Origin of the sequence: Streptomyces sp. NBRC 109706, from assembly GCF_000974485.1 — a bacterium.
Lineage (GTDB): Bacteria > Actinomycetota > Actinomycetes > Streptomycetales > Streptomycetaceae > Streptomyces.
In genome coordinates this window covers 427910-441992 of the sequence record NZ_BBOM01000005.1, presented here as the reverse complement: position 1 = coordinate 441992, position 14083 = coordinate 427910, and the positions used below count along the sequence as shown (strand labels likewise).

At 69.8% G+C, this 14083-nt stretch carries 17 protein-coding genes; 16 read left to right on the top strand and 1 reads right to left on the bottom strand.

The window, feature by feature from the left end; translation table 11 throughout:
- Nucleotides 1-243 precede the first annotated feature (243 nt).
- From AOM46_RS06910 to AOM46_RS06840, 15 genes are all read left to right on the top strand, one after another.
- Nucleotides 244-1131, top strand: coding sequence for a hypothetical protein (locus AOM46_RS06910; RefSeq protein WP_062207063.1), 888 nt, complete (start codon nucleotides 244-246; stop codon nucleotides 1129-1131).
- Nucleotides 1132-1261: 130 nt separating this feature from the next.
- Nucleotides 1262-2011, top strand: a complete 750-nt coding sequence (gene cpaB, locus AOM46_RS06905; RefSeq protein WP_062207062.1) for a Flp pilus assembly protein CpaB — start codon at nucleotides 1262-1264, stop codon at nucleotides 2009-2011.
- An 18-nt stretch (nucleotides 2012-2029) separates the two neighbouring features.
- On the top strand, nucleotides 2030-3253 hold the full coding sequence (locus tag AOM46_RS06900; protein WP_062207059.1) for a P-loop NTPase: 1224 nt from the start codon (nucleotides 2030-2032) through the stop codon (nucleotides 3251-3253).
- Entirely contained in the window at nucleotides 3250-3624 is a 375-nt protein-coding gene (locus AOM46_RS06895) for a TadE/TadG family type IV pilus assembly protein (protein ID WP_062207057.1), read from the top strand. Before AOM46_RS06900 ends, AOM46_RS06895 begins: the two co-directional genes overlap by 4 nt.
- Before the next feature lie 4 nt (nucleotides 3625-3628).
- The gene (locus AOM46_RS06890; RefSeq protein WP_062207055.1) at nucleotides 3629-4015 is read left to right on the top strand and encodes a TadE/TadG family type IV pilus assembly protein; all 387 of its coding nucleotides are present in this window, start codon (nucleotides 3629-3631) and stop codon (nucleotides 4013-4015) included.
- 75 nt (nucleotides 4016-4090) lie between these two features.
- Nucleotides 4091-5446: a CpaF family protein gene (locus tag AOM46_RS06885; protein WP_078856556.1), complete on the top strand. Its 1356-nt coding sequence runs from the start codon at nucleotides 4091-4093 to the stop codon at nucleotides 5444-5446.
- 1 nt (nucleotide 5447) lies between these two features.
- Nucleotides 5448-6407, top strand: a complete 960-nt coding sequence (locus AOM46_RS06880) for a type II secretion system F family protein (protein ID WP_062207052.1) — start codon at nucleotides 5448-5450, stop codon at nucleotides 6405-6407.
- Nucleotides 6408-6494: 87 nt separating this feature from the next.
- Nucleotides 6495-7385, top strand: a complete 891-nt coding sequence (locus tag AOM46_RS06875; RefSeq protein ID WP_062207050.1) for a DUF5936 domain-containing protein — start codon at nucleotides 6495-6497, stop codon at nucleotides 7383-7385.
- Nucleotides 7386-7494: 109 nt separating this feature from the next.
- A complete protein-coding gene (locus AOM46_RS06870; protein WP_078856555.1) occupies nucleotides 7495-7797 on the top strand; it encodes a WXG100 family type VII secretion target in 303 nt (100 codons plus the stop codon).
- 63 nt (nucleotides 7798-7860) lie between these two features.
- Nucleotides 7861-8502, top strand: coding sequence for a hypothetical protein (locus tag AOM46_RS06865; RefSeq protein WP_062207048.1), 642 nt, complete (start codon nucleotides 7861-7863; stop codon nucleotides 8500-8502).
- Between the two features lie 100 nt (nucleotides 8503-8602).
- The gene (locus AOM46_RS06860; RefSeq protein ID WP_062207046.1) at nucleotides 8603-8947 is read left to right on the top strand and encodes a hypothetical protein; all 345 of its coding nucleotides are present in this window, start codon (nucleotides 8603-8605) and stop codon (nucleotides 8945-8947) included.
- Between the two features lie 360 nt (nucleotides 8948-9307).
- Nucleotides 9308-9508, top strand: a complete 201-nt coding sequence (locus AOM46_RS33030; RefSeq protein WP_062207044.1) for a hypothetical protein — start codon at nucleotides 9308-9310, stop codon at nucleotides 9506-9508.
- Nucleotides 9505-10095, top strand: coding sequence for a pilus assembly protein TadG-related protein (locus tag AOM46_RS33025; RefSeq protein ID WP_267887798.1), 591 nt, complete (start codon nucleotides 9505-9507; stop codon nucleotides 10093-10095). The genes AOM46_RS33030 and AOM46_RS33025 overlap by 4 nt, the downstream gene beginning before the upstream one ends.
- A gap of 39 nt (nucleotides 10096-10134) precedes the next feature.
- Complete coding sequence (locus AOM46_RS06845) at nucleotides 10135-10749, top strand: hypothetical protein (protein ID WP_062207041.1); 615 nt, start codon at nucleotides 10135-10137, stop codon at nucleotides 10747-10749.
- A 184-nt stretch (nucleotides 10750-10933) separates the two neighbouring features.
- Entirely contained in the window at nucleotides 10934-11482 is a 549-nt protein-coding gene (locus AOM46_RS06840; protein WP_158920271.1) for an OmpA family protein, read from the top strand.
- Between the two features lie 15 nt (nucleotides 11483-11497).
- On the opposite strand, the gene AOM46_RS34535 is transcribed toward AOM46_RS06840, so the two are convergent.
- On the bottom strand, nucleotides 11498-13315 hold the full coding sequence (locus AOM46_RS34535; RefSeq protein ID WP_062207037.1) for a serine/threonine-protein kinase: 1818 nt from the start codon (nucleotides 13313-13315) through the stop codon (nucleotides 11498-11500).
- Between the two features lie 118 nt (nucleotides 13316-13433).
- Between AOM46_RS34535 and AOM46_RS06830 the strand changes: the two genes are divergently transcribed.
- On the top strand, nucleotides 13434-13928 hold the full coding sequence (locus tag AOM46_RS06830; RefSeq protein WP_234313664.1) for a DUF1990 family protein: 495 nt from the start codon (nucleotides 13434-13436) through the stop codon (nucleotides 13926-13928).
- Nucleotides 13929-14083: the final 155 nt, after the last annotated feature.

The window sequence follows — 14083 nt, the reverse complement described above, 5'->3', positions numbered from 1 at the left end:
CACCGTCGCACCAGCAGATTGGTCCAGACCAGCGGCGGTGTCAATGGTCCCGACAGAGTCCGCGGCGAGACCCACCCCTTCCCGCTTAGCTCCCTGCCCACCTCCCCGCCTCCTTCCCCGTCAGCCATCCCGATCAACAGCGGGATCCGCCGACGGTGTTCTCCTGTCCGTGGGAGTCGATAAGCTGCCAGGCGGGCAGACACAGCTGAACAAGAGACGGGTCCTCAGCCCAGGGGGAGCGGCATGTCGATTGCGATCGCGGTCACCAGTACCGGCCTGGTGCTGCCGCCCACCGACCAGCACACCCCGGGCGCGCATGTCCTCACCTCGCCCGACCAGCAGGACTTTCCCGCCGCGCTGGACGAGATCGGGCGTCTGATCAACCAACACGGCTATCTGATAGTGGTCTATCCGACCACCACGCCGCTGCCGTTCGTCCAACGGCTGCACGCGGTGCGCGCGATGCTGGAGACCGACCGGATGGCCCTGCTGCCCAGCGCGCTGCCGCCGCTGGGCACCGCCGTGCTGGTCCGTCAGCTACGGCAGCTCTCGGTCTGCGACTTCAGCCCCGGGGTGCTGGGCGCCTCGACGCGGCTGCTGGCCCACTACATCTACGCCGGGGCCCTGTTGGCCTCCGGCGGAAAGCTGTCCCGGGTGCCCATCACCCTTCCCGCCTCGCAGGAGGGCGTCCGTCCCACCGGCCGCTCCTGCGCGGTACTCGCCGGCCCCACACCGCAGTTGGTGCGCCCGGACGGCGGGGCCACGCTCACCGGGCCACAGTTCTCCACCGCGCTCACCTATGCCACCGGCGGCCTCGGCAGCGAGTGGGTCACCGGCACGCTCGCCCGCCGCTGGCAGGTGCAGGCGCTCCATCCGGTGCCGCTGCCCGCCGAGTCGGGCTCCTGGTGGGCCACGGGAAAGCTGGTGGAGTTCGCCGCCGCCATCCCCGATGTCTCGCTGCTCTACCAGATGGTCAGCTCGATGCGGCAGGAGGCGTGCCACTGGTGCGGCCTGACCCTGATCGGGGATCGCTGCGCCTTCTGCGCCTCGCCGCTGATGCCCCTGGAACAGCGGCAGCGCGCCATAACACCCAGCAACCGCAGGGCACTTGCCTCCGGTCCCGTCGGATGAGCGGCGGCGATCGTTCCATGTCCAAGGCGGCGCCCACCGCGAAGCCCACCCCGGAGTCCGAGGCGGCGCCCACCGCGGCCCTTTCCCCGCCCACCGCAGCCGCGGCTGCCGGAGAAGGTAGACACGTCCTATGAACGCTCGTCAGCGCCGCGGCCTGCTCCTGCTGGTGCTCTCCCTCCTGCTGGCCCTCGGGGCCTTCGCCGGGGTGATCGCGGTGATCAACGACGTGGAGTCCAAGGTGGGCCCCGAGACGACGGCCTACGAACTGGCCGAGGACGTCGACCCCTACCAGGAGGTGACGGCCGACCAGGTCGTCGAGGTCACCATCCCGGAGCGCTACGTTCCCGACTCCGCGATAACCGATCTCGACCAGCTCGCCGACAAGGTCGCCGTCGGCCCGCTGCGGGAGGGCTCGCTGCTCCAGCGCGACATGCTCGCCGACCGGCCCGAACTCCAGCCGGGCCAGCAGGAGATCGCGGTCATGATCGACGCCTCCACCGGGGTGGCCGGCAAGATCTACCCGGGCGCCAGCATCAACATGTACGCGGCGTTCCGGGTCCGCCAGCAGGGCGGCGAGGACGAGGACGAGTTCGAGATCGTCCGGCTGATGGTGAACAACGCCGAGGTCATCGAGGTCGGCGAGCTGACCGAGGTGGACGGCGAGGACCGCAGCACCATGGAGGCGGTGCCGATCACCTTCGCCCTGGACAACACCGACGCACAACGCGTCACCTACGCCGAGGCGTTCGCCGAACAGGTGCGGCTGGCGCTGGTGGCACCCGGCGAGGAGACGGAAATTCCACCAGAGGAACGCACTTACACCATCATGGGTGACATCGTCGGCAACCCACACGCCGGTCTCGACGAGTTGTTCCCGTAAGGAATGCAGGTGGCACCGATGACGACGCGCATTCTCCCCGTGGTGGGCGATCCGGACACCGCGCGCTCCCTGATAACGCTGCTGAGCCAGCTGCCCGACAGCGAGCCCATGCGCGCGGTGCCCGACTCCACCACCCTGCTCGACACCCTGGCCTCGCTGGTGCGGGAGTCCCTCACCGGGCTGCCCGAGGTCGTGGTGATCCACGAGGCGGTGGGGCCGCTGCCCGCCCTGGAGCTGGTCCGCGAGGTCGCCCTGCGCTTCCCCGCGGTCGGCGTGGTGCTGGCCTCGGCCGAGCCGACTCCCGCGCTCTACTCCGCCGCCATGGACGCCGGCGCCCGGGGGCTCGCCGGGCTGCCCCCGTCCTATGAGGAGCTCGCCGCCCGGGTCGCCGCCGCCGGCCAGTGGGCCGAGGGCATGCGCCGCCATCTGGGGGCCGGGGAGAGCGTTCCGGCCGGTCCCGGTGGCCGGATCGTGGCGGTCTGCGGCGCCAAGGGCGGCGTCGGAGGCACCCTGCTCGCCACCCAACTCGCCCTGGCCGCCCAGCGTTCCGGCGCCTTCGAACGGGGCGCGGTGCTGGTCGACCTCGATCTGCTCTGCGGCGATGTCGGCTCCTACTTCGACGTGCAGTTCCGCCGCTCGGTCGCCGACCTGGCGGGCATCGCCGACATCACCCCGCAGGTGCTGGCCGAGGCCGTGTTCACCCATGAGACCGGCCTCTCCATGCTGATCGCGCCCGCCGAGGGCGAGCGCGGCGAGGATGTCACCGACGCCACCGCCCGCCAGCTGCTGACCGCCGTCCGCGCCAGGTACGACGTGGTGGTGGTGGACTGCGGCTCCCAGATGAACGCCGCCAACGCCGCCGCCGTCGAGATGGCCGACACCGCCGTGCTGGTCACCACCCCGGACGTGATCGCGGTCCGCGCCGTCAACCGCATGGTGCGGATGTGGGACCGGCTGCGCATCCGCAAGGCGCAGGACACCCTCACGGTGATCAACCGACACTCGAGAACCAGCCATATCCAGCCCCAACTCGTCGCCAGGATCACCGGCACCCAGGTCGCCAGGAGCGTCATCCCGGCCGCCTTCAAGGAGCTGCGGGAGGCGCTGGACGCCGGCCGGGTGCAGGATCTGGACGCGCGCGGCCAGGTCCGTGGCGCCATGACGGAGCTGGCCGCTGAACTCGGCCTGGCCGCGCCCCGTTCCGCCCCCTCGCGTCGCCGCCGCCGGGGCCGGCGGGCATGAGCGGCCGGCGGGGTCCCGGCCGGGACCGGGGCGCGGTGGTGGTGGAGTTCGCCGGCCTCTTCCCGCTGGTCCTGCTGATGATGGCGGTCATCTGGCAGTGCGTGCTGATCGGCTACACCTTCTCCCTCGCCGGAAACGCCGCCGACGAGGGAGCCAGGGCCGGCGCGGGCGCGCGTGGCGACGCCGAGTCGGCCTGCTCGGCCGCCGCGCGGGAGCATGTGCCGGGTGCCTGGGAGACCTCCGTCTCCTGCCCGCTGGTCGGCGAGGTCCGTACCGCCCGCGTCGAGTTGAAGGTGCCGGTGCTCTTCCCCGGCGCGTTCAACCTGCCGATGACCGTGTCGGCCACCGCCGGCGCGGCCGAGGAGGGCTGAGCCGATGCGACGCCCGTTCCGCCGCCGCGCCGGCGCCGCCGACCGGCGGGACCGGGGCGTCACCGCCGTGGAGTTCGCCGGTTGGCTGCCGCTGCTGGTCGTGGTGGCGCTGGCCGCGCTTCAGCTGGGCCTGGTCGGGTATGCCGCCCTCCAGGCCGGCTCGGCCGCCAGGGCGGCGGCGCGCACGGCGGCCCAGGACGAGATAGCCGACCAGTACGCGGCCAGCGGGCGGGCGTCGCTCAGCTCCTGGGCGGCCGCCGGCGCCACCTTCGAACTCGACGGCTGCGGCGAGGAGGCCACGGTGACCGCCAGCGTGGAGATCCCCACGGTGCTGCCGTTCTTCAACGGCCTTGGCCGTGCCTCCAGAACGGTGACGATGCCCTGTGACTGAACCCCGAGGCACGACCGTCCGCCCCTGGCGGGCGCGGGCCGGCCATGCGACGGATCCGATGGAGGTGCGATCCAGGTGAAGGACCGTTCGACGGGCCTGCGTTCCCGCGTGCACACCGCCGACGAGCCGACCGGCAGCGGGCTGAGCGACGGCCGGCAGGTGGCTCTCTTCCGCGCGAAGCTCCTGGAGGAGATCGACCTCGCCGAGATGTCCTCGCTCGACCTCGCCGAGCGCAGGGACCGGCTGGAGCGGGTTCTCGGCCATATCCTCAGCCGCGAGGGCCCGGTGTTCTCCACCCAGCAACGCGCCCTGCTGATCCGCCGGGTGGTGGACGAGGCGCTTGGCCTCGGCATCCTGGAGCCGCTGCTTGAGGACGCCTCGATCACCGAGATCATGGTCAACGGGCCCGACCAGATCTATGTGGAGCGCTCCGGCCGGGTGGAACGGCTCCCCCTCGGCTTCGCCTCCGAGGAACAACTGATGCAGACCATCGAGCGGATCGTCTCCGCCGTCAACCGGCGGGTGGACGAGTCCAATCCGATGGTGGACGCCCGGCTGCCCACCGGCGAGCGGGTCAATGTGATCATCCCGCCGCTGGCCCTCTCCGGCGCCACGCTCACCATCCGGCGCTTCCCCCGCGCCTACACCCTCGCCGAGCTGATCGGCTTCGGCACCCTGGACGAACAACTGCTCACGCTGCTGGCCGGGTTGGTCAGGGCCAAATGCAATGTGATCGTCTCCGGCGGCACGGGATCGGGCAAGACGACGCTGCTCAACGCGCTCAGCGGACTGATCCCCGAGGGCGAGCGCATCGTCACGGTCGAGGACGCGGCCGAACTCCAGCTCCAGCAGAGCCATGTGATCCGGCTGGAGTCCAGACCGCCCAACATCGAGGGAAAGGGCGAGGTCACCATCCGGGACCTGGTCCGCAACTCGCTGCGGATGCGCCCCGACCGGATCATCGTCGGCGAGGTGCGCGGCGGCGAGACCCTCGACATGCTCCAGGCCATGTCCACCGGGCACGACGGCTCGCTCGCCACCGTGCACGCCAACAGCGCCGAGGACGCGTTGCTGCGCCTGCAGACGCTGGCCTCCATGTCCGAACTGCGCGTCCCCTTCGAGGCGTTGCGGGACCAGATCAACAGCGCGGTGGACGTGCTGGTGCAGCTGGTGCGGCATCCGGACGGATCGCGGCGGGTGGCCGAGGTCGCGATCCTGGCCTCGCACGGCCGGCAACCGTTCCGGATCGCCACCGTCGGCGCGTTCCGGGCCGAGCCGATGGGCCAGGACGGCCGGGTGCACGGCCGCTTCGAGCACTATCCGCTGCCCCGTGCGGTGGCCAACCGGCTCTATCTGGCGGGCCAGCAGGTGCCGCCCGCGTTCGGGGTCCAACTCGACGACGCACACCTGGCGTTGCGGGAGGCGAACTGACATGGGCGATCTCTCGCTGCTGGCCCTCGGCCTCACCGTGCTCGCCCTGACCTGCGGCGTCGCCGGGCTGCGGCTCTATGCCTCGGGCCGGGCCAGTCACCGCGAGCTGATCGACCGGCTCAGCGGCACCGGGGCGTCGTCCGCGGGCCCGACGCGGCGCGGCCCCGGCGGACGCCGGCGTCCCTTCGCCGGTCTCGACCGGCGGCTGCGCGGCACGGACTTCGGCCGGCGGCTGCGGCTCAAGCTCCAGTCCACCGGGCTCGACCTCAGCGTCGGCGAGTATGTCGGCTATGTCCTGGGCGTGGTCGCCGGGCTCTGGCTGATCGGCTCGGTGGTGCTGGCGCCGTTCTTCGGCCCGGTCTTCGGACTGGTGGCGATCTGGGGCGGAAACACCTTCCTCAGCTGGCAGCGCGCCAAGCGCACCGACCGCTTCATCGGGCAACTCCCCGAGCTGGCCCGGCTGATCGCCAACGGCACGGCGGCCGGGCTGGCCATGCGCACCGCGCTCTCCATGGCGGCCGAGGAGATGGAGGAGCCGGCCGGCGCCGAGCTCACCATCGTCGCCAACCAGCTGGCCGTCGGCCGGTCCCTCGAAGAGGCCCTGAGCGAGTTGGGCGAACGGCTGCCGTCCCGCGAACTCACCGTTCTGGTCTCCACGTTGGTGCTGGCCAACCGCGCGGGCGGCACCATCGTCGCGTCGCTGCGCAACCTCACCACCACGCTGGAGGAACGCAAGGAGACCCGGCGGGAGGTGCGCACCATGCTCGCCGAGATCAACGCGACGGCCGTGACCATCCCGCTGCTCGGCCTGGGCGCGCTGCTGATGATCAACTCGATGTCGCCCGGCGCGCTGAGCCGGGTCACATCCAGCGCCGGCGGCCAGATCGCCATGCTGGTGTCGCTCGCGCTGTATGTGGTGGGCTTCGTGGTGGTACGCAGATTCGGACGTATCGATGTCTGACCGGGGTCTGTCGCCGATCCTGCTGCCGTTGTACCCGGGGGAGTTGTTCCTGGTGGAGTTGTCCCTGGTGGAGAGAGAGGTGCCGCGATGGCGCTGCTGCTGGGCCTGTTGATGGGGGTCGCCGTGTTCGGCGTGGTCGCGGCGATACGCATGCTGCGGTCCAGCACCCCGCTGCCCGCCGATCTGGCGCTCGCCCTGGAGATCGGCTCCACCCGGGTGTCGGCCACCGGCTCCGCCGTCGACCGGCTCGGGATGCGCTTCGCGCCCCTGGTCCTGCGGCTGATGGGGCCCGCCGCGGTGGACCGCAAACGGCGGAAGATCGATCTGGCAGGCCACCCGGGCGGCCTTACCGTCGACCGTTACGCCGCCAGGCGCGCCGTCTACGGCGTCTTCGGGCTCTGCACCGCCACCCTGTTCACGGTGGCCGGCTGGCCGTTGTTCGCGCTCTTCGGCCTTGCCTTCGGGCTGTTCGCCGCCGACGCGGCGATCTGGGACGGCGTGCGCCAGCGGCGCGAGGTGATCGACCGCACGCTCCCCGACTTCCTGGACGTGCTGGCCGTCGTCGTCTCCGCCGGGCTCAGCTTCCGCCAGGCCCTGGACCGGGTCTCGGCGCGCTACGAGGGGCCCTGGGCGGACGAGATCCAGATCACCCTGCGCCAGATGGACATGGGCGTCTCCCGCCGTCAGGCGTTCGACGAGCTGCGCCGGCGCAACGACTCCGAGCCGGTCAACCAGTTCGTCACCGCGCTGCAGCAGGGCGAGGAGCTGGGCGCGCCGATCGCCGACACCCTGGTGCAGATAGCCAAGGACATGCGCCGCACCGACGCGCAGAACGCCCGTCGAAGGGCCGCCAAGGCCATCCCCAAGGCGACGCTGGCGACCTTGGTCTTCATGGTTCCCGCCACTATGATCATTATTGTCACGGGCATGCTTCTCGGTTCCGGTACCGACTTCCGCGAGCTTCTGGGCGATCGCTGAACCCCGGCCGGACACCGCGTGGTTGCGCCTTCCGTGCGGCGGCTGTTACCAAGTCGTGGAAGCATGCGGACCTGCCTCCGCGTAAGCTCGTCAGGGAGGGGGTGGCGCCATGGCCGAGGGCGACATCGATGTCACATACCAGGACATGCACGACGCTGCTGACTATCTGGTGGATGCCAAGGACGAGATCCACACCAAGCTCCAGACCCTGCGAACATATATCCAGGATCTGGTCAGGGACGGATATGTCACCTCCGCCTCGTCGGTGGCGTTCGATCAGTCCTACGACGAGTTCAACACCGGCGCCAGGGATGCCATCGAGGCCCTGCAGGGCATGGCCGACTTCCTGGACGGCGCCGCCGACGGCTATGCCGATCTGGACCGGCAGCTGGAGGAAGGGCTCCGCGAATAGCCGTCGACAGGCTGCTGCCGGCCTTCGCGGGCCTGAACGCTGGGTACTGAGGGAGCGAACGCCATGACCGACAAATGGGTCGACGCCGTCACCGTCAAGCGTGACGGTTTCCGGATCAACGTCCCCGACTCCTGGTGGGAGTTCGACCTCCGGCCTGAGACCAGGGACAACAGCATCCGGCGCATGGTCGACGAACGGGTGCGCGCCAACCCCGAGATGGCCGAACACCGCGACCTCATCGGCGGCTTCCTGCGCAAGCAGGCCAAACACGCCTGGGACAACGGATCCGTCTACTGCGGCTGCATGGCGCAGAGCTTCGGCGACGGGCCGCCGATCACCGCTTCGGTGACGGTCTCCATGATCGGAGCCCGCACCTCGACCGGCGAGATCCTGCCCACCGACCCGTCGGCCATCGTCGGCCAACTCGGCGCGCGGGAGGCCAAGAAGCCGGGCGACGCCTGGCGGGATGTCTCGGTCGTCGAGATCAAGGACGTCGGCACCGCGGCGCGCACCAAGGGCGTCGAGGACATCAAGGTCCCCAACGACAGCCGCACCGTCCGCGCGGTGCTGATGCAGACGTTCATCCCCGTCCCCGGGGACGAGCAGGCGGTGGCGCTGGTCTCGGGCTCCAGCCAGGTGCTGGACCTCGCGGACTCCTTCTTCGACGTGTTCGACGCCATCACCTCGACGTTCCGCTTCCTCTAGCGGGGACGGACCGTCTCACCTGGTTCACTCGGTTCAATCGCTTTTACTCTGATTTCACCCGTTGATCAGTTGAACTACCTACCGGAGGGGAGGGCAGCGCATGTCCGGCAGTGAAGAGAGGATGGCGATTCCGCTCGCCGAACTGCAGGAGTTCGCGCCGCAGTTGCGTTCCGTCAAGGAGTACATGAACCGGACGGGAGACACGTTCGACCAGTACAACGACGCCTTCGGCGACGACCGGGTGGTCGACGCGCTGGACAGCTTCGTCAGCGGCTGGAAGGACGGGCGCAGCGACATCAGCGAACAGCTCACCGGCCTGGCCGATATGACGGACACCGTGATCACCACCGTCACCGACTACGAGGACGAGCTGGCACGCACCCTCCAGGACAGCGGAGGCGGCGAAGGCGGCGGCAGCGTCGGCGGCGAACAGCAGGCCGTCTGACCGGATCCGTCCCCTCCGGCCCGTTTCACGGCCCACCCCACCGGGCACGTCATTCCGTGCCCGGTGCGGAGCGCGTGCCGCACCGGAAGCCCCCGCCGGCCGACGAACCACGGGCGGGGGCACGGGACTTGCTGACCTGAGGGCAGTGAATGTGGCACAGTCAGTGCCGGAAGGTGTAGGGGTTGGCCTGCGGGAGGGGGTCGGGCATGGTGCGTCCCGCCAGCAACGGGAGCCCCACGAGCCGCCGTTGCCCGCTGCTCCGGATACCCGCACTCTCCCACCCGCGCTACCGTGGGAAGTGGAGGGGCAGGGCCGCCACAGGCCCGGCTGAGCCGGCGTCGGCCGGAGGAGAGGGACACCATGAGCAGCCTGTTGTCGTACGTCAGACACACCATCAACACACGACTCCGCCCCCACACAACCGACCGAGGCGCGGGCTTCGTGGAATACGCGGGCCTGCTCCTACTGATCGCGACGGTGGTGGTCGCGGTGGTGTCGTTGAACATTCACACCGAGGTGTCGAATGCTGTGCGCGATGCGGTCGGCGACATCCTCGGCTGAGTCTGACAAGAGACGCTCGTGGGGCGGTCTTCCCCCTCTACATTTGGATGATCACCGGTCTCCTGACGGTGGCGTTGTTGTTCTTTGTCTTTGTCCAGGCAGCCGTCACCCGCAGCGCCGCACAGTCAGCGGCCGACGCAGCCGCGCTGGCTGCGGCGAGGGAAGCCAGGGATCAGCTCTATGAAGGGTTCCTCGGTGCTCTGGGGGACGAAGACGAGGACTTGGGCGACATCCTCGACGGCGATGCTCCCCGTTCCGGTGCCCCCTGTGAGCAGGCCGCGCCGCGGCTGGCGGAGCGCAACGGCGCCGAGGTGATCGCGTGTCGTGCGGGCGATTCCGGCCTGAGCTACACGACGAGGGTCAGAACCCTTGAACCGGTCGGCGACTCCTTGATCCCCGCCACCGAGAACGAGTACGCGGAGGCGGAGGCCACCGCGGTCATCCGAGGTCTCTGCATCCTTGCGGAGGAAGAGGAAGATCGTGTCGAGTTGACGTGCGACGAAGATCGGGACTGGTCCTTCGACCCCGGAGACGAGGACGCCTTGCCAGAGGCCCGGGATATGTTCCGCGTTTATTTGGAAGATTGACCATCACCGACGAGCTGATAGGCAAAGGAATAGCGCCCGATGGACCTCCGTGATAGCAAGTCGCGTCTCATCTTGATCGTCATCGCTCTGGGAGCCGCACTGGTCATCGCTGTGGCGAGTTGCAGCGGTGGCGGTGACGACGATGGCGGCGATTCAACGGCGACACCCAGCGGTGACACCGGAACCCCCGAGGAGGAGCAGCCGCAGGACGACGGCGCCGGGGGCGACGACGAGGAGGCCGGCAACGACGAGGGAGAGAGTGCGGAGCCCCTCGCCACGGTCACGGGCGAGGACGGCATCACCCTCACCTTCACACGGGCCGAGCGCGAGGCGGGAGGCTTCCTTACCGTGGAGGGCACGCTTCACAATGGTGGGGACGACTGGGGCGATCAGGCCTGGGCCGGTCGAGAGCGTGAGCTGGCGGGCAATGACTTCTCCATGGCGGGAGCGACGCTCACGGCGCGTGAGGAGGGCAAGCGTTATCTGATCCTTCGTGACACCGAGGGACGCTGCCTGTGCACCAACTTCGGACTGCGCGTTGACGCCGGAGACACCGTGACATGGTTCGCGCAGTTCCCCGAGCCGGACGCCAGCACCACCGAGGTGGATTTCCAGATCGGTCAAATGCCCCCCGCCACCATCGAGATTCGCTGAGAGGCCAACTATGCATACGATTCGCCATCAGGCCCGGATCGCTGTGGTCGCCTCGACCGCGGTCGCCGCATGGGCTTTCGGCGCTCCGCTCGCGGCGGCCGACGAGACAGACGAAGTCGTCGAACAGCCTCCCGGATACGAGGCTCCGGCACCGCCCGACATCGATCCAGCCGCCTCAGGTCTGATGTTGACTGACGGGGCGACGCTTGCCGAACCGCGCGTGCTGGACGTCAAGTTCATCATCGAGGACGTCGGAAGCGAAGAGTCTCAGGAGACCTCCCCGAGCGATCCGACTCCGACCGAGGAGCCTGGGCAGTCCCCGGAAGGCCAGGAGCCGAACGGCGGCGGCGAGCAGCGTGAGGAACGTACGAGCGGCCAGCGCAAGTTCACCCTGCAGACCGATGTCCTCTTCGGTCGGGGCAGTGACGAGGTCTCCGAGGCATCGCGGGAGGCACTGGCCGAAGTGGCCGCCGCGATCGACGAATACCAACCGTCCACGGTGAACATCTTCGGCTTCACGGACGATATCGGCTCCTATGAGAGCGGCGTGCCCCTCTCCGAGAACCGGGCCAGGAACACCCACCTGGTGCTCCTGGAACTGCTCACCAACGCCGACACCATCGACTTCAACGTCCGTGGCTACAGCGAGGACTATCCGCTCTACGACAACAACACCGAAGAGGGCCGGCAGCAGAACCGCCGAGTGGAGATCTCCTGGCCCACCGGAGAGTGACCGCCACCGGTCCCCCTAGCTCGGACTCCATATGGTCACCTCGGTCAGATAGGTGCGCAGGTCCTGATTGTGGGGATCAGCGGTGACTCGGGTGATCCAGAGCAACACTACGTTGCCCTCGGTGGTGTCGAAGCAGAGTCCGGTGTTCTCCCTGAGCGTGCTGTCCGCGAGAATGTCGTCGGCGGGAATGATGTGCGGCAACGTTGGAGTGTGTGCCGCCTCATAGCAGTCCTCCGGAGAGATTTCGGCGTCATTGACCGTGCCCACGAAGGTCTGCGGATGAAACTCGATGCCCTGATCGATCAGCCCGGGTTCGTCGCAGTAGATGTACTGCATTTCCACGCGCGGGGATGGCCCGGCACCGAGCGCCTTGCGGTTCGCCTGGACCGTCAATGCGTCAAGGTCCACCTCGGTGCGGTTGCCACCGATGCAGCGTTCGTCCGAGTTGTTGGTGTCCCGATGGAAGATCGGGGCCACGATGTCCAGTTCGGCGTCTGATTCGATCAGTGTGTAGTCCGAGTCCGAGTCCGGGTCGGGTTCCTCGTCCGGTGGGGTGTCGGGGGTTTCGCCCGGTGGGGGGTTTTCGGGGGTGGGGGTGTCGTCTGTGGGGGCGTCGTCGGGTTGGTCGGCCGGGTCGGTGGTGTTTTCGGTGGCGTTGGCCGACGGGTTGGTGGATGCCGCCTCGGTGCCGGCGAACTTGATGGCGAGGGTGGCGCCCACGATGGTGGCGACCACGGCGGTCGCCACCATCAGCAGGACGACGTTTCTGGTGCGCCTGTCCGGCCCGTTCGGCGGAGGTGTCGCCGGCCCTCCGGGTGCGGGCACGGCGTTGCCCACGGCCGGTGGCGTCGCCGGCGGCCCGAAGGCGCCCGGTGGTGGGGTCGCCGGCGGTGGCGGGGTCCGCGGTGCCTCCGGCACCGGCAGCGCCGCGTTACGCCGCGCCGCGACGGCCGCCCCGACGCCGGCCGGCAGCCAGCTGTCGTCGCGTTGCAACGTCTGCCCCGGGGACAGCGCGCGGCAGCCCTCGATGATCTGCGCGGGGGTGGGCCGCGCCGTCGGCTCCTTGGCAAGACAGGCGCCGATCAGCCCCCGCAGCGTCTCGGGTGCCGCGCCCAGATCCGGCGTCTCCTGCACCATGCGGTACATCACCGCGTGCGCGGCACCCTCACCGAACGGGTGCCCGCCGGTGGCCGCGTAGTAGGCCACGATGCCCAGCGCGAACACGTCCGCGGCCGGGGTGAGCGACGTTCCGACGATCTGCTCGGGCGCCATATAGGACGGGGTGCCGACCCGGACGTCAGTTCCGGTCAGCGCGGTCACGTCGGCGGCCCTGGCGATGCCGAAGTCGATCACCTTGGGGCCGTCCGCGCTGAGCAGCACATTGCCCGGCTTGAGGTCCCGGTGGACGATGCCGCTGGAGTGGATCGACTGGAGCGCCTCGGCTATGCCGCCCACCAGCAGCAGCACGGTCTGCGCCGGCAGCGGCCCGTGCGCGCCGATCACCTCGTGCAGGGAGAGGCCCGGCACGAACGCGGTGGCCAGCCAGGGCGCGGCGCCCTCGGTGTTGCTGTCCAGCACCGGCACCGTGTAGACGCCCTGGACCTCGCGCGCGGCCCGCACCTCGTGCTCGAACCTGCGCCGGAACGCCGGGTCCTCCGCGAACTCCCCGCGCACCACCTTGACGGCGACGGGCTGTCCGCCGGGGGTGAAGGAGAGGTACACGCTGCCCATCCCGCCGGACCCGAGCCGGGCGACCAGGCGGTATCCGGCGACCTGCCGGGGGTCGGCGGGGCCCAGCGGGGTGAACTGTGACGGTTCGTGCTGCGCTGCCATGAGTCGATCCCCCTGAGAACCGGTGAACGGTACGGTGCATGCTATGAGGTATCCGGCATCAACCGGCAACGAGGGGTGACGAGTTCAACTGTCCACATCGGCTTTCAGCTATCGCGAGTTGGGCCTGACGCGCGCCGGTGGCGACGCCGTTCCGCCCGCCGGTTGGCACCGGCTGACCTACCGCACCCGCCTGGGCCGGGGGCCCGAGGTGTGGCGGGCGGCCGAGGAGGCGCTGTTCGACTGGCGCATGCACCGGGCGGCCTGGGTGCCCGTCGAGGCCGGGACGCCCCGCGCGGGTCCCGATGTGACGGCGGTGATCACGTTGCGACTCGGCCCGTTGCGGCTGCTCCGCGCGCCCTGCCGGGTGGTGTGGTGCGTGGCCGAGCCGGATCGGGTCGGGTTCGCCTATGGCACGCTGCGCGGTCATCCGGAGTCGGGTGAGGAGGCCTTCGTCCTGGAGCGGCGGCCGGACGGTTCGGTGTGGCTGGAGGTGACGGCGATCAGTCGCCCCGCCGCCTGGTACATGCGGCTCGCCGGCCCGTTGGGGCGGCTGGTCCGGGGCTTTGTCGCCCGCCGCTACGGCCGCGCGCTGCGCCGACTCGGCTCCGGGTGACGTCGCGCCCTGGCCGAGCTGGCGCAGCGCCCCGGAGCGGTGCGTTCACGGTGGTCGTTCCGCTCCGTCACCCCGTCCGAGCTGCGGCGGAGGCGTCGTTCCCGTAAAAGCGACGTCGTGGGGCGTGCGGTATGGTTCCCTCGTGTTGGCCTTGG